Source organism: Cellulosimicrobium sp. BMG9.23 (genome assembly GCF_059159985.1).
Window position 1 is genome coordinate 45480 of record NZ_JBZGBZ010000001.1, and the last position, 18380, is coordinate 63859.

Annotated in this window: 15 protein-coding genes; 6 read left to right on the forward strand and 9 right to left on the reverse strand. The window is 73.1% G+C overall.

Going from position 1 to position 18380, the window contains the following annotated elements; genetic code table 11:
• Nucleotides 1–57: 57 nt before the first annotated feature.
• Nucleotides 58–2271 carry a discoidin domain-containing protein gene (locus AC4H2G_RS00185; protein ID WP_494363765.1) on the reverse strand — a complete coding sequence of 738 codons (2214 nt, stop codon included), beginning with the start codon at nt 2269–2271 and terminating at the stop codon, nt 58–60.
• A gap of 379 nt (nt 2272–2650) precedes the next feature.
• On the opposite strand from AC4H2G_RS00185, the gene AC4H2G_RS00190 reads away from it, so the two are divergent.
• The 3 genes from AC4H2G_RS00190 to AC4H2G_RS00200 all read left to right on the forward strand — a co-directional run bounded on the left by AC4H2G_RS00190 (nt 2651) and on the right by AC4H2G_RS00200 (nt 5175).
• Nucleotides 2651–3694 carry a LacI family DNA-binding transcriptional regulator gene (locus AC4H2G_RS00190; protein ID WP_494363766.1) on the forward strand — a complete coding sequence of 348 codons (1044 nt, stop codon included), beginning with the start codon at nt 2651–2653 and terminating at the stop codon, nt 3692–3694.
• Between the two features lie 117 nt (nt 3695–3811).
• The gene (locus tag AC4H2G_RS00195; RefSeq protein ID WP_494363767.1) at nt 3812–4366 is read left to right on the forward strand and encodes a VOC family protein; all 555 of its coding nucleotides are present in this window, start codon (nt 3812–3814) and stop codon (nt 4364–4366) included.
• Nucleotides 4367–4371: 5 nt separating this feature from the next.
• Nucleotides 4372–5175 carry a MerR family transcriptional regulator gene (locus tag AC4H2G_RS00200; RefSeq protein WP_494363768.1) on the forward strand — a complete coding sequence of 268 codons (804 nt, stop codon included), beginning with the start codon at nt 4372–4374 and terminating at the stop codon, nt 5173–5175.
• A 40-nt stretch (nt 5176–5215) separates the two neighbouring features.
• Here the strand turns inward: AC4H2G_RS00200 and AC4H2G_RS00205 are convergent, their stop codons facing one another.
• The gene (locus tag AC4H2G_RS00205; protein ID WP_494363769.1) at nt 5216–6181 is read right to left on the reverse strand and encodes a helix-turn-helix transcriptional regulator; all 966 of its coding nucleotides are present in this window, start codon (nt 6179–6181) and stop codon (nt 5216–5218) included.
• Between the two features lie 122 nt (nt 6182–6303).
• Here AC4H2G_RS00205 and AC4H2G_RS00210 point away from each other — a divergent pair, with 122 nt between their 5' ends.
• Complete coding sequence (locus AC4H2G_RS00210) at nt 6304–6699, forward strand: RidA family protein (RefSeq protein ID WP_494363770.1); 396 nt, start codon at nt 6304–6306, stop codon at nt 6697–6699.
• A 72-nt stretch (nt 6700–6771) separates the two neighbouring features.
• Nucleotides 6772–7821 carry an aldo/keto reductase gene (locus AC4H2G_RS00215; RefSeq protein WP_494363771.1) on the forward strand — a complete coding sequence of 350 codons (1050 nt, stop codon included), beginning with the start codon at nt 6772–6774 and terminating at the stop codon, nt 7819–7821.
• 62 nt (nt 7822–7883) lie between these two features.
• Here AC4H2G_RS00215 and AC4H2G_RS00220 read toward each other — a convergent pair whose 3' ends face one another.
• From AC4H2G_RS00220 to AC4H2G_RS00230, 3 genes are all read right to left on the reverse strand, one after another.
• Nucleotides 7884–9284, reverse strand: coding sequence for an RNA polymerase sigma factor (locus AC4H2G_RS00220; protein ID WP_494363772.1), 1401 nt, complete (start codon nt 9282–9284; stop codon nt 7884–7886).
• 4 nt (nt 9285–9288) lie between these two features.
• On the reverse strand, nt 9289–9720 hold the full coding sequence (locus tag AC4H2G_RS00225) for a YciI family protein (protein WP_494363773.1): 432 nt from the start codon (nt 9718–9720) through the stop codon (nt 9289–9291).
• Between the two features lie 139 nt (nt 9721–9859).
• The gene (locus AC4H2G_RS00230) at nt 9860–10666 is read right to left on the reverse strand and encodes an ABC transporter ATP-binding protein (protein ID WP_494363774.1); all 807 of its coding nucleotides are present in this window, start codon (nt 10664–10666) and stop codon (nt 9860–9862) included.
• A gap of 310 nt (nt 10667–10976) precedes the next feature.
• Here AC4H2G_RS00230 and AC4H2G_RS00235 point away from each other — a divergent pair, with 310 nt between their 5' ends.
• Nucleotides 10977–13250, forward strand: a complete 2274-nt coding sequence (locus AC4H2G_RS00235; protein WP_494363775.1) for a SpoIIE family protein phosphatase — start codon at nt 10977–10979, stop codon at nt 13248–13250.
• A 71-nt stretch (nt 13251–13321) separates the two neighbouring features.
• Here AC4H2G_RS00235 and AC4H2G_RS00240 read toward each other — a convergent pair whose 3' ends face one another.
• The 4 genes from AC4H2G_RS00240 to AC4H2G_RS00255 form a co-directional block, all read right to left on the reverse strand.
• On the reverse strand, nt 13322–13798 hold the full coding sequence (locus tag AC4H2G_RS00240) for an ATP-binding protein (protein ID WP_494363776.1): 477 nt from the start codon (nt 13796–13798) through the stop codon (nt 13322–13324).
• Nucleotides 13795–14100: an STAS domain-containing protein gene (locus AC4H2G_RS00245; RefSeq protein ID WP_494363777.1), complete on the reverse strand. Its 306-nt coding sequence runs from the start codon at nt 14098–14100 to the stop codon at nt 13795–13797. Before AC4H2G_RS00245 ends, AC4H2G_RS00240 begins: the two co-directional genes overlap by 4 nt.
• A 487-nt stretch (nt 14101–14587) precedes the next feature.
• Entirely contained in the window at nt 14588–16855 is a 2268-nt protein-coding gene (locus AC4H2G_RS00250) for a beta-galactosidase (RefSeq protein WP_494363778.1), read from the reverse strand.
• A 120-nt stretch (nt 16856–16975) separates the two neighbouring features.
• Nucleotides 16976–18322, reverse strand: coding sequence for an ABC transporter substrate-binding protein (locus AC4H2G_RS00255; RefSeq protein ID WP_494363779.1), 1347 nt, complete (start codon nt 18320–18322; stop codon nt 16976–16978).
• Nucleotides 18323–18380: the final 58 nt, after the last annotated feature.

Sequence of the window (18380 nt, forward strand, 5' to 3'; positions counted from 1 at the left end):
CGTCGGTGGCCGGGCACGAGGAGGACGGGGACGGCGACGCCGCCCCCGTCCGTCCGGTCAGCGCCGGTAGATGCCGAGCTCGAACAGCGAGTAGCCCCAGTCGGTGCCTCGCTCGGTGAGGTTCAGGCGCACATAGCGCCCCGTGCCGGCGACGTCGATGCTGTCGACCCCGCCGTTGCCCCCGGTGACGGTGCGGACCGTGGTCCACGCGTTGCCGTCGTTCGAGGTCTGGATCTCGTAGGACTTCCCGAACGCGGCCTCCCACACGAGCTGGAGGTGGTCGAACGACTGCACCGAGCCGAGGTCGACCTGGTACCAGGCCGTCGCGCCCCACTGGCTCGCCCAGCGGGTCGACTGGTCGCCGTCGATCGCGCGCGCCGGGGTCCAGTCCCCGTTCCACGGGTCGAACGTCGACGCCGTCGCGGTCTTGCCGAGCGCGATGTTCGTGCCCTGGACAGCGGGTGCGACGACGCGGAACGAGCGCGTCTCGACGCCGACGTTGCCCTGGCCGTCCTCCGCCCAGACGTAGACCTTCCAGACGCCGAGCCGCTCGGGAGCCTTGACCGTGAACGTCCCGTCGCCGGTCCGCGTGAGCTCGGTCCAGGCGAGGCCGCCCGCGCCGTCGATGTACTTGCTGTTGAGGAACGCGACGTACTCGATCGGGTCGCCGTCGGGGTCCGTGGCGGTCAGCTCGATGTCCACGGTGCCGCCGGAGACCACGCTCGTGCTGCCGGGGACGTCCATGCGCGTGATGCGCGGCGGGGTGTTCAGGGCGCTCGTGTCGACGCCCCAGGCCTTCGCGATCGCGTAGTAGCCGAGGCGCTTGTTGTCGCCCGGGATGACGTTGAACCACACGCCGCCGAAGTCGCCCTCGGTGCCGTAGTGGAAGAAGGTCGCGCCGAGCGCCTTGCCCTCGTGCTCCATGAGGCACTTCCAGGAGCTGACGAGCGCTGCGCCCTTCTCGATGTCGGTGGGCTCGTCCGGGACGCCGTTCGCGTCGTCGGGCACCTCCCACTCGCCGGCCGCGCCGCCCTCGGTGAGGACGTACGGCTTGCCGTAGTCTCCGGCCTCCCAGTTCTCCGCGATGTTGCACACGTCGCCGTAGGCGTTGATCGACAGCAGGTCGAGGTCGGGGGCGTTCGCCTTGAGGTACGGCCAGGCGCCGGCCCAGGCGTCGGTGTTGGTGGTCGGGTGGTTCGGGTCGATCTGGTGGATCGCGACGCTCACCTCGTTGACGAACGCGGCGTAGGCGTGGCGGATCTCCTCGAGGTCCGTGCCGGAGTAGCAGTTCTGCAGGCCCAGGATCGCCTCGTTGCCGATGTTCCACATGAGCACGGCCGGGTGGTTCTTGTAGGTCTCGACCCAGCTGAGGATGTCGGCTTTGGTCGTGGACTTGTACTGCGTGTCGGTGCGGTAGTCGATGCAGCCGCCCGAGCCGGGCCCGCCGCCGGGCAGGAGCCAGAAGCCCATGATCACGCGGACATCGTGGTCGGCTGCCGAGTCGAGGAGCTGGACCGTGTCCGGGCCCGTGCCCCAGGTGCGGGTCGTGTTGCCGTTCATGCCCGTCAGGCCCGGCATGTAGTGGTCGGCCTCCGCGAACGACGGTCCCCACGTGAACCCGCGCACGGTGTAGGGCTCGCCGTCGACCTGGAGGTCCCAGTCGCCGTTGCCGCCGGTGACGTCCACGACGCTCGGGCCCGAGTCCTTGACGGGGACGTCCGGGTGTCCGGGGAAGACGTAGTCCGGGTCCGTCGGGTCCGGCGGGTCGGTGGGATCCGTCGGACCCGAGCCGTCGACCTCGCCGAACACGCGGAGCTCCCAGAGCGAGTTGCCGTAGCCGCCGTTGCGCGCCGTCGACAGGAGGCGCACGTAGCGGCCCTCCCCGTCGACGTCGAGCACGTCGGTACCGCCGTCGCCGGAGCCCGTCGAGTGGACCGTCGTCCACGTGGAGGCGTCGTCGGAGACCTGGACCTGGTACGACGTCGAGTAGGCGCCTTCCCAGACGAGCTCGACGCGGTCGATGCTCGCGTCCTGCTCGAGGTCGACCTGGAGCCACTGCGGGTCCGAGTACGCGCTGGACCAGCGGGTCCCGAGGTCGCCGTCGACGGCCTTCGCCGCGGCGTATCCCGCCCAGTCGTCCTGCACGGACGACGCCGTGGCGGGCTTGCCCTGCGAGAGGAGGACCGGCTCGGCGCTGGCCGTCGCGGCCGGCACGACGAGCGCGGCGCCCGCGAGCGCCGTGGTGGTCAGGGCGGCGAGGCCAACGCGCACGGCGCGGGCTCTTCCTCGTGGTGTGCGGTGCCGCCCGGTGGCGGTGGGGGGTGTGGTGCGCATCGTCGTCGTTACCTCTCCGTCCGCCCGAGGTCGTCGTCGACCCGGGCCCAGTTCGTCGTCGAGCCGTGCTCCCGGTCGCGGCGCCGCGACCGGGAGCTGTTTGGGAGAGCGCTCTTACCCGAGGCCGAGTTTTCACCCGCTCTACAGGAGTGTCAAGGGGAAGCGGCGCCTCCCTTGGCGCAAAAAACGGGACAGAGGGTAATAAAACGGCTCCTTACGCTGACCTACTAGTCAGTAACTTTTCCGCCCCGGAGGCCGTTCTCTCGCCTCGGGTGGAGGGCTCGGCAATCGCTCTCACCCCTGCTATCGTCGGCTCGTGAGCGAGGTCCGGCGCGGTGCGCCCACCCTGGAGGACGTGGCCAAGGTGGCCGGCGTCTCGCGTGCCACGGTCTCTCGCGTCGTCAACGGCAAGCGGAAGGTCGCGCCCGCCGTCCAGGAGGTGGTCCTCCAGGCCGTCGCTGCCACCGGTTACGTCCCGAACCGCGCGGCGCGCTCGCTCGTCACGCGCCGCACCGGCACCGTGGCGGTGGTCGTCTCAGGTGCCGAGCCGGGACCCGACGACGATCTCTACCTCTCCCGGATCCTCGCCGACCCCTTCTTCGGTCGCGCCGTCGGGTCCTTCGTCCGGTCGCTCCGACCCCACGACGTGCACCCCGTGCTGATGGTCGCCGACAGCGACGAGGCGCGGCAGCAGGTGGTCTCGTACCTGCGCTTCGGCAACGCCGACGGCGCGCTCCTCGTCACGACCCATGCCGACGACCCGCTGCCGGAACAGCTCCTCGCGACCGGCAGGCCCGCCGTCCTGTTCGCCCGCCCGCCCCGACCGCTGCCCGTGAGCTACGTCGACCTCGCCAACGGCGACGGCGCACGCCTCGCCGCGGAGCACCTGCTGGGTACGGGGCGCCGGAGGCTCGGGGTGATCTCGGGGCCCCTCGGCGTGCTCGCGGCCCGCGACCGCCTCGACGGATTTCGGGACGCGATGGCGCGCCACGGCGTCGCCTACGTCCCCAGCGCGGAGGGCAACTTCACCGCCGAGAGCGGCGAGGCCGCGATGCGCGAGCTGCTCGAGCGCGCCCCCGGTCTGGACGGCGTCTTCGCCTCGAACGACATGATGGCTCGCGGTGCGATTCACGCCCTGCAGCGCCTCGGCCGCCGCGTCCCGGAGGACGTCGCCGTCGTCGGGTTCGACGACAGCCCCGTCGGCACGCAGTCGCACCCGACGCTCACGACCGTCCGGCAGCCCGTCGAGCAGATGGCCGCGGAGATGGCGCGCATGCTGCTCGAGCAGGTCGAGGAGGGGGAGCCGCGGGTGACCTCGGTGATCTTCGAGCCGACGCTCGTCGTGCGCGAGTCCGCGTAGCAAGAGGGGCCGTGCCACTCGCGCCGCACCGTGTCCCGCGCCGTGAGCTCGTCGCCGACGCGCCTGCGACCACGCGGGCTTGACCCTCACGCGACGTGAGGCTCCAGCCTGGCTCGCATGCCTGATTACTTCAACGCCTTCGAGATGAGTCCTGTCCCAGACGGCCCTGACGCGGTGGCGCCGGAACCGTACCGCGGCATCTACGCGATGCCGATGTTCGTGAAGATCACGACGCGGGACCTGGCGGCGTCGACAGATTTCTGGGTGCGCGGGCTCGGCTTCGTCGACCTGTTCAGCATTCCCGGCCAGGTGGTCCATCTGCGGCGGTGGGCGTTCCAGGACGTCCTGCTCGTCCCGGCGGAGAGCGCCGAGCCTTCGGAGACGTCGCCATCGCCGACGCCGTCGCCATCGCCATCGCCGGTGCAGGTGTTCGTCTCGTGCGTGCTCAGCCAGCTCGAGGCGGTGGCCGACGCGTGCCGCGCGTTGTCCCCGGACTCGGTGACCGGCCCCTACGAGACGCCGTGGAGGACCCGTGACATCGACGTGCGCACCCCGGAGGGCGCGCACGTCACGTTCACGGCCGCGACGCCGTACGAGCCCGACAGCGACGCGGGACGCGATCTCGCATCGGTCGGCATCTTCGCGCCGGACGCTCACGGAGGAGCACAATGACGACGATGACCGAGAGCGAGACGGATGAGGACGCGACGGTCGGGGTCGCCGCCGACCTTCTCGGTCTGACCGTGCGCACGCTCCACCACTGGGACGAGATCGGTCTCGCGTCGCCGTCCCGCCGCACACCCGCCGGCTACCGGCTCTACACCTGGGACGACCTCGAACGTCTCAGCCGTGTGGTGGCGTACCGTGAGGCCGGCCTCTCGCTCGACGCGATCCGTGCAGCGCTCGACGACGCCACGGCGGAGATCGTCGACACCCTGCGGGCGCAACGGGCGCAGCTGGCTGAACGGATCCGCGATCTGCAGCGGCTCGACCGACAGCTCGAGCGTCTGACCGACGCGCACGAGCGCGGCATCCTGATGAGCGACGACGAGCAGCGCGACGTCCTCGGTGAGGACTGGGATCCCCAGCACGCGGCCTCGGCCCGCTCCAGGTGGGGCGGGTCGACGCAGTGGGCGCAGTTCGCGGAGCGCTCCGCGTCCCGTTCGCCGGGTCAGTGGCGAGCCCTCTCCGAGGCGATGTCCGCTCTCCAGCGCGACCTCGCCGAGGCGATGGGCCGGGGCGTCGAGCCGGGCAGCGAGGAGGCGGACGGACTCGCCGAGCGCCACCGTGAGCTGTTCTCGAACTTCTTCCCTCTGACGCGACCGATGCAGGTGTGCCTGGGTCGGATGTTCGAGGCCGATACTGGGTTCTCGTCGTACTACGACGGGATCGGCGACGGGCTCTCCGTCTGGTTCCGTCGGATCATCGACGAGTCCGCGCGCCACCACGGCATCGATCCGGACGCCGCGACGTGGGAGTAGTCCGCGGCGGGTGGGTGACGCGACGGCGTCCGCGCTCGACCTACGTGTCGTAGCGGGTGACGAGGGCGGCTGCGCGGTCGCGCAGGGCGGCGCGCAGCGGGTCGGGGGAGAGGACCTCCGCGCCGGTGTCGAGCTGCCAGATCGCCCAGACGGCGTGCCGCAGGTCCTCGAAGGTGATCTCCAACCGTACCCAGCCGTCGACGTCCGACTCCTCGGCACGCACGGCCCGCGCGGTGTCCAGCAGCTCTTCCCGTCGCCCGGGGTCGACCCTGACCGTGACGGGGAGATGGTTCTCGGACAGGAACTGTGCGCTGCGCTCGGCCCAGATCCGGTCGAGGTCGAGCTGCCCGGGACGCTGCGCGGGTTCCGGCAGCTCCTCGGCGGCGAGCATCCGCGAGAGCCGGTAGGTGCGGTCCTCACCCGCCGAGAGGGCCAGGAGATAGCTGCGGCCGCGGACGGTGACCAGGCCGACCGGGTCGACGGTGCGCCAACGAGGCGTCGTGTCAGGAGCGGCGTAGTGGATGCGCAGCCTGCGGCCTCTGAGCACCGCGCGGCGTACCTCGCTCATCACAGCACCCGCCACGTCCTCGGTGGCGCGTCGGCGCGAGAGCAGGTCCGACTCGGGCTCGACGAGGAACCGCCGGGCGGCGTCGTCCACGCTGACCCGGTGGCCTTCCGGCAGGGCGTCGACCACCTTGCGCATCGCGGAGGCGAGCGCGGAGCCGAGCCCGAAGACCTGTTCGCCGCGCCCTGAGCCCGCCGTCAGCAGCGCGAGAGCCTCGTCGTGGTTCAGACCGGTGAGCTCGGTGCGGAAGCCGGGCAGCAGCGAGAACCCGCCGTGCCGGCCGCGTTCGGCGTACACCGGGACCCCGGCGGTGGAGAGCGCCTCCATGTCGCGCAGGACGGTGCGCGTGGACACCTCCAGCTCGGTCGCCAGCTCGTCCGCGCTCATGCGGCCCCGCTGGCGCAGCAGCAGCACCAGCGAGACCAGCCGATCCGCACGCACGAGCCCATCGTCCCAGAAAACGTGACACCAGGTGTCGTGATTGCTGCGGAGACTCGTCCTGCGGCGTCGAGGACGTGGCTACCGAGCCGCGGGACGCGCGCAGTCGCAACGAGGGAGTGTCGATGGAACGCACAGCAGTCAACCCGGTGACGTGGTCGCTGGCGATGGGCTTCAACCAGGGTGAGCTCGTGTCCGGGCAGAGCCGGACCCTGTACGTCTCGGGACAGACCGCGACGAGCAGCGACGGCAGGCCGGAGCACGACGGGAACATCGCCGGGCAGCTCGCGCTCGCCGTGGACAACCTCGAGGCCGTGCTCGCCGAGGCGGGCATGACGTTGGCGAACCTCGTCCGCCTCACCGTCTACACCACCGACGTCGACGCGCTGCTCCCGCACTACGGCGCGCTCGCCGGACGGCTCGGCGCGGCCAGGGTGGCTCCCACCACCACGATGCTCGGGGTGACCCGCCTGGCGATCCCCGGGCAGATGGTCGAGCTCGAAGGGACCGCGGTCGCGTAGGGCGCGACGTCTGCTGCTCGTCCCGTGTGCCGGGGCGAGCAGCAGGCGGTGACGCACGGGCAGAATGGGCACATGCCTCTCACCCCGCGCTACGTCGCTGCCGACGACCGCTACGACTCGATGACCTACCGGCGGACGGGGCGCAGCGGCCTCGACCTGCCCGCGATCTCGCTCGGTCTGTGGCACAACTTCGGGGACGTGAACCCCTTCGAGACCCAGCGCGCCGTCCTGCGGCGCGCGTTCGACCTCGGGATCACGCACCTCGACCTCGCCAACAACTACGGCCCGCCCTACGGCTCGGCCGAGGAGAACTTCGGGCGGCACCTCGCGCAGGACCTCGGGGCGTACCGCGACGAGCTCGTCATCTCGTCGAAGGCCGGGTACGACATGTGGCCCGGCCCGTACGGCGACGGCGGGTCCCGCAAGTACCTGCTCTCCTCGCTCGACCAGTCGCTCCAGCGCACGGGTCTCGACTACGTCGACGTCTTCTATCACCACCGCCCGGACCCGAGCACGCCGCTCGAGGAGTCCATGCGGGCCCTGCACGACGCCGTCCAGGCGGGCAAGGCGCTGTACGTCGGCGTCTCGAACTACTCGCCGGCGCGCACGCGCGAGGCCGCACGCATCCTCGCCGACCTCGGCACGCCGCTGCTCATCCACCAGCCGAGCTACTCGATGCTCAACCGCCACGTCGAGGATCCGTCGCACGAGGACCGCTACGACGGCGTGCAGTCGGAGTCGCTGCTCGACGTCGCGGGCGACCTCGGCATCGGGACGATCGTCTTCTCCCCGCTCCAGCAGGGACTCCTCACCGACCGGTACCTCTCGGGCTCCGCGCCCGAGGGCTCGCGGGCCGCGCGCCCCGACTCGCCGTTCCTGTCCGCCGACAACCTCGACGAGGACTACCTCGCGACGGCCCGGGCGCTGAACGAGATCGCGCAGGGGCGCGGCCAGTCCCTCGCGCAGCTCGCGCTGGCGTGGGTGCTGCGCGACGAGCGCGTCACGTCCGCCCTCGTCGGGGCGAGCAGCGTCCGCCAGCTCGAGAACAGCGTCGCCGCTCTCTCTGCGCCCGCGCTGACCGACGACGAGCAGGCCGCGATCGAGACCGTCCTCACGAGATAGAGCCGAGGTCGCCGAGATAGAGCCTGGTCGATGACCAGGGCTCTATCTCGTGGGCCCAGGGTCTATCTCGTGGGTGGGGGCTCGGCGTCGGCACGGGAGGACGCCGCGGCGGCGCGGCCGAGGAGGAGGCGGCGCTCGCGCGCCGTCGGGGCCAGCCCGGACGCGCGTTCGAGCGTCTCGGCCGCCTCGGCGTGCCGTCCGAGGCGGGACAGGACGTCGCCGCGCACCGCCCCGTGCAGGTGGTGGCGGGCCAGCCGCGGGTCGTCCGCGACGCCGTCGAGCACCTCGAGCGCGCGCTCCGGACCGTCGGCCATGAGCACGGCGACCGCCCGGTTGAGCTCGACCACGGGCGACGGCGCGACGGCGGCGAGGGCGTCGTACAGCGACACGATCGCCTCCCAGTCCGTCTCGGCGAACGTCGCCGCGCGCGCGTGGCACGCGGCGATCGCCGCCTGGAGCGTGTACGTCCCGAGGACCTTCCCGCCCCGCGTGCCGAGCGCGAAGGCCCGGTCGAGCGCGGCGAGACCGTGCCGGATCAGCAGCCGGTCCCACCGCGAACGGTCCTGGTCCTCGAGGAGGACGGGCTCGCCACCCGGCCCCGTGCGCGCCGCGAAGCGCGACGCCTGGAGCTCCATGAGGGCGACGAGCCCGTGCACCTCCGGCTCCGCCGGCAGCAGGCCGGCGAGCACGCGGCCGAGGCGCATCGCGTCCTCGGCGAGGTCGCGGCGCACCCACGCGTCGCCCGACGTCGCGGCGTACCCCTCGGTGAAGACGACGTACACGACCTCGAGCACCGCGGGCACCCGGGCGGGCAGCTCGTCCGCCTGCGGCACCTCGAACGCGACCCGGGCCTCGGCGAGCGTGCGCTTGGCGCGCGAGACCCGCTGCCCGACCGTCGACGACGGGACGAGGAACGCGCGCGCGATCTCCTCCGTCGTGAGCCCGCCGACGAGCCGGAGCGTCAGTGCGACGCGTGCCTCGCGCGGCAGCACGGGGTGGCACGCGACGAGCACGAGCGCGAGGAGGTCGTCATCCACGGGTGCGTCGACCACGGCGTCCGGGGCGGGCACGCTGCCCACGAGCACCGCGCCGCCGTCGGTCGCGCGCGCCGTCGTGCCGCCGTGCGTGCTCGCGCCGGGCGCGACGAGGTCCGCCGCGAGGTGCGCGTACTTCGCGTCGCGCGTGCGCTCGCGGCGGACCAGGTCGACGGCGCGGCGGCGCACGACCGTCGTGAGCCACGCGCCGGGGTTGTCGGGGACGCCCTGCTCGGGCCACTGCTCGAGCGCGGCGACGAACGCCTCCTGCGCGACGTCCTCGGCGAGCCCGACGTCGCGCAGCGTGCGCGCGAGCCCGGCGATCAGCCGCGGAGACTCGATGCGCCAGACCGCCTCGACGGTCCGGCGCACCTCGTCCCGGTGACGCGCGGGCGCGACCCGCCCACGCGTCGTCGGTGCGTCGGGCACCGGCTCAGGCCCCGCCGTGCTGGGCCTTGATCTCCTCGGCCAGGCGCTCGTCCTGCTCGCGGAGCTCCGGCGTGTACTCCGCGCCGAAGTCCTCGGGCTCGAAGATCGGCCGGATCTCGAGCACCTGCGTGACCCCGTACTGCGGGTCGGACGGGCACCGCTTCGCCCACTCGACGGCCTCCTCGAGCGAGGAGACCTGCCAGATCCAGTACCCCGCGAGGAGCTCCTTCGACTCGGTGAACGGGCCGTCCACGACGGACGTCCCGGTCGTGTCGAACACGACCCGCGCGCCCTTCGCGCTGGGGTGCAGGCCCTGCCCGTCGAGCATGATGCCCGCCTTGACGAGCTGCTCGTTGTACTCGCCCATCTGGGCGAGCATCTCCTGCGTGGGGGCGATCTTGTCCTCGTCGGCTCCGGTGCCGTTGATCAGGACCATGACGCGCATGATGTTCCTCCTCGGTGAGTGCCCCTCGACCGTAGTGCCGTGGGGGCGGGTTCACCAGGACGTCGAACGGGAGGTACCCGTCTTCGACACCGCGCGCGAACTTCTTCCGGGCGAGTTCTCCCGACGGCGATCAGCGGAAGCGCTGGACCGCGAGCGGGGCGGCCTCGGCGAGCCCGCGGACCGCGGGGTGGTCCGAACCCGGCGCCGTCCCGGCGAACACGTCCCGCAGCGCGCCCGACGCGACGAAGGTGCCGTCAGCGAGCACGTGCACCGTGGGGCACAGGCGCTCGACGAGCTCGAGGTCGTGCGACACGAGGAGGACCGCGGTCCCGAGCTGCTGCGTCGCCTCGCCGAGCCGGCGCACGACGTCACCGCGCATCGCCGGGTCGACGGCTGTCAGCGGCTCGTCGAGCAGGAGCGCCCGGGGCCGCGTGGCGAGCGCGACGGCGAGCGCGAGGCGCTGCTTCTCGCCCCCCGAGAGCGAGTGGATCGTGCGCGGCGCGTAGCGCGGCTCGAGCGAGACGTCGGCGAGGAGGTCGGCGACCGGTCGCCCGTTCGCCCGCCCCGCCTTGCGCGCCTCGGTGAGCGCCGCCGACAGGGTCCGGTCGACGGTCCAGCGCGGGTCGATCCCCACGCCCGCGAGCCCGTCCTGGGAGACGCGGCGCACCTCCGCCTTGAACGTCTTCTTGTCGCGTCGCGAGAGCTTCGAGACGGCGCGTCCCTGGTAGGTCGCGTGCCCGCGGGTGGGCCGCACGAGCCCGACGAGGGCGCGCACGACGGTCGACTTGCCCGCGCCGGACTCGCCGACGATCCCGACAGGCGCGGTGCCCGGGACGACCTCGAGGTCGATGCCGTGGACGACGTCCGGCCCTGCGTATCCCGCGGAGAGGTCCGCCGCGCGCAGGATCGGTTCGGGCAGGTCGACTGTCGTGCTCATGGCCACCTTCAGGCTCGGTTCGTGGGCGGACGGCGCTCCGTTCCTCCCGCCCGTCCGACGTACGACGCTACCGCGTGGTTCCGTGGCACCGGTCACGCCGGGGCGCACCGTCGCGCGGGGGGACGGCGCAGCGCCGCGGCGTCGGGACCGGCGGTCTCCTGCGTGAGACGACCGGCATCCGTGGCAGAAATTCGTTCCCGCAGGCGGTAGCCTGAGCCGTTCGAACCGGATCGTCGAGCCCAGGTGATCCGTCGATCTTTCCGCGCCGTACCCGCGAGGGCCACGGCGGCGGCGGCGGATGGAGGTAGGCGTGACCAGCACGGTCGACCCTGAGGGGTTGCTCGCACCAGGGGAGCCCGTCGATCTCGACAACTGCGCGCGGGAGCCGATCCACGTACCGGGGCTGATCCAGCCGCGGGGTGCGCTGCTCGTGGTGCGCGAGTCGGACCACACGGTGCTCCAGGTCTCGCAGAACAGCGAGCGGTTCCTGGGCGCGGCGCCGCACGACCTGCTCGGCGGGCCGCTCGCGGCGGCGCTGGGACCCGAGGCGGCGGCGAGGATCCTCACGCACGCGTCGGCGTCGGGCGACCTGGCCGACCGCAACCCGCTCAGCCTGCAGCTCGAGGCCACCGGTCGCGTCGTCGACGCGGTGCTGCACCGGCCGCCGCTGCCCGACGACGGTCCCGGCGCCGAGCCGGTGCTCGTCGTCGAGCTCGAGCCGGCCGCCGGCGCGCGGCCCCTGACGTTCCCCAACACGTACCTCGCGGTGCGCCGCTCCCTGCGCGACCTCGAGCGGGCCGCGACCCTCGGCGAGCTGTACGAGGACGCCGCCCGCCACGTCCGCGAGCTCACGCGGTTCGACCGAGTGATGATCTACCGCTTCGACGCCGAGCACAACGGCGAGGTCGTCGCGGAGGCGCGCCGCGCGGACCTCAACTCCTTCCTGGGGCTGCACTACCCGGCGTCGGACATCCCGCCCCAGGCGCGGGCGCTGTACGAGAAGAACTGGATCCGGCTCATCGCCGACGTCGACTACGAGCCGACGCCGATCCTCCCCACGGTGCTGCCCACGACGGGCGCCCCCCTCGACCTCACGTACTCGACGCTGCGCAGCGTCTCGCCGATCCACCTCGAGTACCTGCGGAACATGGGCGTGCGGGCGTCGATGTCGATCTCGCTGCTGCGCGAGGGGCGGCTGTGGGGCCTCATCGCGTGCCACCACTACGCGGGGCCGCACGAGCCGCCGTACGAGGTGCGCACGGCGGCGGAGTTCCTCGGCTCGGCGCTGTCGGTCCGGCTCGTGGCGCAGGCCGAGACGGAGCGTGACGCCGAGGTGCGGCGTGCGGAGAGCGTGCTCGCGCACCTCGCCGCGGACAGCCGCGACGAGGCGGCCCCGCTCGGCACGGCGATCACCCGGTCCGGATGGCTGCGCCGCCTCGTGCGCGCCGACGGCGCGGTGGTCGTCGCGGAGGGCCGGATCACGTCGGTCGGGAACGTCCCGGGGGACGACGGCTGCCGGGCGCTCGTCTCGTGGGTGCTCGCGCAGGACGAGGAGCTGGTGGTGACCGACAGGCTCGCGCGGGACGCGCCGGAGGTCGCCGCCCTCATGCCCGACGTGGCGGGGGTCCTGGGCATCGTGCTGCCGGAGGGCCAGGTCGTGCTGTGGGTCCGGGACGAGGTGCTCCGGCACGTCGACTGGGGCGGGGACCCGCACAACAAGGCCATCGCCCGCCGCGAGGGCGGCGACGTGCGGCTGAGCCCTCGCAAGTCGTTCGAACGGTGGCGTGAGGTCGTGCGCGGGCACAGCCGCCCGTGGACGTCGGACCAGACGGACTTCGCCGCGGCGCTGCGCGGGCACCTCGTCGAGGCGCTCTACGCGCGCGGGCGCAAGGCGCTGCGCGCGACCGAGGAGCTGCAGCGCAGCCTGCTGCCCGCGCTGCTGCCACGGGTCGAGGGCTGGACCCTGGAGTCGCGCTACGAGTCGGCGGGCACCGGACTGGTCGGCGGCGACTGGTACGACGCGCTCGACCTGCCGTCGGGCCGGGTGGCACTCGTCGTCGGCGACGTCACCGGGCACGGGCTCCAGGCGGCCGCGACGATGGGTCAGCTGAGCACGACCCTCCGGGCCGCGCTCGTGGGGACGTCCTCGGCGGCCGAGGCGGTCGAGCGGCTGGAGGAGTTCGCCCGCTGGACGCTTCCCGGCGAGGTGGCGACCGTCGCCGTCGCGCTGCTGGACCCGGAGAGCGGCGTCGTCGAGCACGTGTCGGTCGGGCACCCGCCCCTGCTGGTCGTGGAGGCGGACGGGACGCCGCGCTGGGCCGAGGGGGCGAGCGTGCCGCCGCTGGGCCTCGTCGACCGCGCGCCGACGACCCACGTCCTCGAGGTGCCGCGCGGCGGTGCGCTCGTGCTCTACAGCGACGGGCTCGTGGAGCGACGGGAGGAGTCGATCCGGCAAGGGCTCGAGCGGCTAGCCGCGGTGTTCGCCGGGGGTGCGGGGGCGGGTGCCGACGAGATCCTCGCCGCGGCCCGTGACCCGCGCTCGGCGGACGACGCGACCCTCCTCGTGCTCCGCCGCGAGCCCTGACGCGTCGGCGCCCCCAGTGCTCGGGCGCTGCACGGGCAGGGTTGCGGTCGGGCGGGGGAGCCCGGCCGTGGTCAGGCGAGGAGCGCGAGGGCGCTCCGCGCGCCGGTACCGGCACGGAACACCGGCACCTCGAACCGGGCCCAGACGTGCTTCTCGCCCGTGGGCGTCGTGAACCAGCCGACCTCGCGGGCCGCGCGGCGTGCGAGCTGCAGGCCGAAGCCGCCGGCGCCGGGCGGGCGGTGCGGGTCGATGACGGGCGGGCGCTCGGGGGAGTGGTCGACGACGTCGACGACGAACTCGCGCCCGTCGCTCAGCAGCCGGACGTGCGCCGGTGGCCGTCCGTGGCGGAGCGCGTTCGTGGCGAGCTCGCTCGCGACGAGCACGATGCGCTCCGGGGCGGCGTCGAGGTGACGGTCGGGCGGCAGGGGCGCGCCCGTCAGGGTGCGGTGCACCTGCCCGCGCAGGTCCCCGAGGTCGGCCAGCGTGGCGAGGCGCCACGAGCCGATCTCGACGAAACGGACCGGGACGTCCGCGGCGGTGATGGTCACGCGGGGTCCTCGACCTGGAACAGCGAGTCGACGCCGCTCAGCTCGAGCAGGTCGCGGACGCGGCGCGGCGTGCCGAGGAGGGCCGGCGGGGTCCCGCCCGCAGTCGCCGCGTGGTACAGCAGCCGCAGGCCGCCCGAGTCCATGAACGTCACGTCGGTCAGGTCGATGCGGATCTGAGCGGTCGCCGCCTGTGCCTGCCGCTGCAGGTCGTCCTCGTGCCGCGCCTGAACTGAGGCGTCGATCTCGCCGTACATGACCCACAGGGTCCCGTCGTCCTGCACCCGCACACCGCTCTCGGCCACCGACGCGCCTCCTTCAGCGCACCCCGGACGATCCAGGGCGCAGGTGCCTACGCTACGCAATGTCCGCCTCCTCCGCTCGTGGGTCCCGCGGAAGCGTTCCCATCGTGTCCCGATCGTGTCTCGACCGGGCCTCGGGACCGTCACCCCAGCACGGGCGGCGGCCCGCCGAGGAGTTCCTCCCCGGCGGGCCGCCGTCATGGTGGTGCGGGTCGTCAGCAGGTGCGCGCCGCGTAGGCGACGTCGACCGGCGGGAAGCCGTCGACGACGACCTGGGCCGTCCCGGCGGGGGCGGACGCGGAGCGCGCCGCGAACGACTGGTACGCGTTCGCGCCCGGGGAGACGTCGGTGAACGACCGCGACCCGTACGGCGTCGTCGGTCCACGTGATCGCGTACGACGGCCCGGAGCCGTCGCGCGAGGTAGTTCCGGGGCCTCGCGAGGTAGTGCCCCGGTGGATGACCGGGGTACTACCTCGGCGGACCGGGGTACTACCTCGGCGGGTTCGCGGGGCGGCGGACGACCGCCACGCCGCGCGGGTCGAGCAGGAGCGCACCGGTCGCGTCGCTCGTGGCCACGGCGTCCGTGCCCGCAGGGCCCGCAGTGCCCGCAGTGCCCGCAGTGCCCGCAGTGCCCGCAGTGCCCGCAGTGCCAGCCATGCCTGCCGTGCCCGACGGCGCGAGGCGACGGCCCGCGAGGACGTCGCCCGCGACGTCGGGCACCTCGACCGGCAGGGCCGTGCGGTTGACGAGGAACCAGAAGTCGTCGGTGCCGTTCGTGCGGACGGCGAGCTCGACCTGGCCGCGCACCGCGGCGGGCAGCTCGCTGCGTACACCCGCGTCGTCGAGCAAGCGCGCGAGCACGGGCACGAGGCCCTCGCGGCCGAAGCGCGTCGAGACGTACGCCGCGGACCCGGCGCGCTCGCCGGCCGACACGACCCGGCGCGTCACGGCGGCGCGTCCCGCCTGCTCGCCGGTCTTGTACCAGCCGAGCACCTCGACGTCGGGGTCGACGACGTCGACCGGCTCGGTCCACAGCGTCGCCTCGAGCTGCTCGCCGCCGAGCTCGACCGTCGCGGACTCGTGGTCGAGCAGCGGCGAGAACTCCTCGACGCGGACGCCGAGCAGGTCGCGCAGCGCGCCGGGGTACCCGCCGAGCCAGGCGTGGTCGTCCTGGTCGACGACACCCGAGAAGTACGTGGTGACGAGATGGCCACCGCCCTCGACGAACGTCGTGAGGCGGTCCCGCAGCGCTGCCGGGACCACGTGCAGCACAGGGGCCACGACGACGTCGTACCCCGTGAGGTCCGCGGCGACCGGCACGACGTCCGCGGGCACGCCGAGCGCGAGGAACGCGGAGTACCAGTCGAGCGCCTCCTGGCGGTAGCGCAGGCGGTCGGTCGGGTGCGAGTCGAGCTCGGACGTCCACCACGAGTCCCAGTCGAAGACGATCGCGGCGCGCGACGGCTTCTGCTCGCTGCCCGCGACGGGCGCGAGATCGCGCAGGGTCGCGCCGAGCGCGACGACATCGCGGAACAGGCGCGAGTGCTCGCCCGCGTGCGGGACCATCCCGGAGTGGTACTTCTCCGCGCCCGCGGCGGACTGGCGCCACTGGAAGTAGCAGACGGCGTCCGCGCCGTGCGCGACGTGCGTCAGGGAGTCGCGCGCGAGCTCGCCCGGCTTCTTCGCGACGTTCACGGGCTGCCAGTTCAGGGCGCTCGTGGAGTGCTCCATGAGGAACCACGGGCGGTGCCGGGCGATGCCACCCGTGAGGTTCGCGGAGAACGACAGCTCGTCGAGCGCCTGCGGGCCGGGGAGCACGTAGTGGTCGTTGGAGACGAAGTCGAGCTCGTCGGCCCACGCCGCGTAGTCCATGCCCTTCGTCTCGCCCATGACCATGAAGTTGGTCGTCACGGGGACGTCGGGGGTCGCGCGGCGCAGGATCGCGGCCTCGGCGCGCAGGTAGTCCTGCAGCGCGTCGGACGAGAAGCGCTTGAAGTCGAGCTGCTGCGTGGGGTTGGGGTGCGACGCGGCGAGGCGCGGCGGCAGGATCTGCTCCCAGGCGCTGTAGCGCTGCGACCAGAACGCGGTGCCCCACGCGGCGTTGAGCGCGTCGAGGGTCGCGTAGCGCTCGCGCAGCCAGGTCCGGAACGCGGCGGCGGCGTCGTCGCTGTAGTCGTCGACGTTGTGGCAGCCGAGCTCGTTCGACACGTGCCACGCGACGAGCGCCGGGTGGTCCCCGTAGCGCTCGGCCATGCGCTCCACGAGGCGCAGCGCGTGCTCGCGGAAGACCGGGGACGTCGGGCGCCACTGCTGGCGCGCGCCCGGCCACAGGGTCTCGCCCGTGCGGGTCTGCGGCAGGATCTCGGGGTGCTTCGTGGTGAGCCACGGCGGCGGCGACGCGGTCGCCGTCGCGAGGTCGACGGTGATGCCGTTCTCGTGCAGCAGGTCCATGATCTCGTCGAGCCACGCGAAGTCCCACGTGTCCTCGGTCGGCTGGATCCGCGCCCACGAGAAGATCGCGAGCGACACGACGGTCACGCCGGCCTCGCGCATGAGGCGCACGTCGTCGTCCCACACCTCGCGCGGCCACTGGTCCGGGTTGTAGTCCGCCCCGTAGGACAGGCCCGACGGCGCGTGCTCGGCAGGTGCGCCGGGCGCGTCGTCGGCAGCGGTCGCGGCGGGCGTGCCCGACGGCGCGTGCGGCCCGGGGCGGCGCAGCCAGCGGTGGGGGACGGGTCGGTCGGTCGTGGTCGACACGGGGGTGCTCCTCGGATGGTGCTCGGGTGGCGCGAGACGCGCTGTGCTCGTGCAGGCCGGGCTCGTGCGGGCCGGGCAGGGACCGGTGGCCGGGCCTGGAGGCCCGGCCACCGGCGTGCCTCACTCGTTGACGGTGAAGCCCTGCTCTGCGCCGTACTTCACGGACGCGTCCTGCCAGGCCTGCAGGCCCTCGGTCAGCGTCGTCGACGAGACGTACGCCTGGCCGACCGTGTCGTTGAAGATCGAGTTCGCGTAGACCTGGAAGGGCAGGTACGACCAGCCCTCGACGACGTCGGCCGCCGACTGCGCGAGGATCTCGTTGATCTTCTGGCCACCGAAGTACTCGGACTCGTAGCCCTGGAACTCGTCGGACTCGAGCTCGGCCGTCGTGGCCGGGAACGCGCCGCCGTCGACGCGGGCCTGCACGCCGTCGCCGGCGTTCGCGTACTCGAGGAAGCCGTAGGCGAGCGCCTGGTTCTCGCTCGCGGCCGGCACGGACAGCGCGGAGCCGCCGTTCTCGGCGCTCGCGGACGCGCCCTCCTCCCACTGCGGGAGCGGGGCGACGCGCCACTTGCCGGCGCCGTCGGGCACGCCCGACTCGAGGTTGGCGGGCATCCACGCGCCGATCGCGAGCGTCGCGATGGTCCCGTTGCCGAGGCCCTGGTACCACTCGTCGCTCCACGAGCTCACGGGGGCGAGGAGGTCCTCGTCGATGAGCGTCTGCCACGTCTCGGCGAACTGCGTGCTGCCCTCGTCCGCGAGGTCGACCGTCACGTCGGTGCCGTCGACCTGGAACGGCTGGCCGCCGGCCTGCCAGATGAGCGACGTCGTGAAGCCCGCGTCGCCCGTGTCGTTGGTGATGTAGACGTTCGGGTCGGCGGCGTGCAGCGCACGGGCCGCCTCGACGAAGCCGTCCCACGTCGTCGGCACCTCGATGCCGTGCTGCGTGAAGACCTCCTCGTTGTAGAAGAGGGCCATGGGGCCCGAGTCCATCGGCAGGCCGTAGACGCCCTCGCCCTGCTGGACGGCGTTCCACGGTCCGGGCGTGAAGGTCCCGTCCAGGTCGGCGGCGCCGAACGCGGAGAGGTCGGCGACGGCGTCGGACAGCGCGAACTGGGGGAGCGCGTAGTACTCGACCTGCGCGACGTCGGGCACGCCCGAGCCGGCGGCGATCGCGTTCTGGAGCGCCGTGTACTGGTCGTTGCCGGTGCCGGCGTTGACGAGCTCGACGTCGACGTTCGGGTACTCGGCCTCGAAGTCGGTGACGACCTGCTCGAGCGTGGGCTCCCACGCCCACACGGTGAGCGAGCCGCCCTCCTCGAGGGCCGCGGCGACGTCGTCGGCGGAACCGCCGTCGGCACCGGAGCCGGCGTCGTCGCCGCTGCCGGAGCTGCACGCGGCCAGGCCGAGGGCGAGCACGCCGGTGGCGGCGACGGCCCGCAGGGTGCGGGTGGTGCGGATGGACATGAGGGTTCCTCTCACTGCGTCGTCAGACGGATGGTGGTGCGGGGGTGCGTGCAGGTGG

Excerpts from the sequence above, each read along its gene's own strand:
- AC4H2G_RS00195 (WP_494363767.1), top strand. The coding sequence starts at position 3,812 with ATGCCTGATTACTTCAACGCCTTCGAGATGAGTCCTGTCCCAGACGGC.
- AC4H2G_RS00200 (WP_494363768.1), top strand. The coding sequence starts at position 4,372 with ATGACCGAGAGCGAGACGGATGAGGACGCGACGGTCGGGGTCGCCGCC.
- AC4H2G_RS00210 (WP_494363770.1), top strand. The coding sequence starts at position 6,304 with ATGGAACGCACAGCAGTCAACCCGGTGACGTGGTCGCTGGCGATGGGC.
- AC4H2G_RS00215 (WP_494363771.1), top strand. The coding sequence starts at position 6,772 with ATGCCTCTCACCCCGCGCTACGTCGCTGCCGACGACCGCTACGACTCG.
- AC4H2G_RS00225 (WP_494363773.1), bottom strand. The coding sequence starts at position 9,720 with ATGGTCCTGATCAACGGCACCGGAGCCGACGAGGACAAGATCGCCCCC.
- AC4H2G_RS00230 (WP_494363774.1), bottom strand. The coding sequence starts at position 10,666 with ATGAGCACGACAGTCGACCTGCCCGAACCGATCCTGCGCGCGGCGGAC.
- AC4H2G_RS00255 (WP_494363779.1), bottom strand. The coding sequence starts at position 18,322 with ATGTCCATCCGCACCACCCGCACCCTGCGGGCCGTCGCCGCCACCGGC.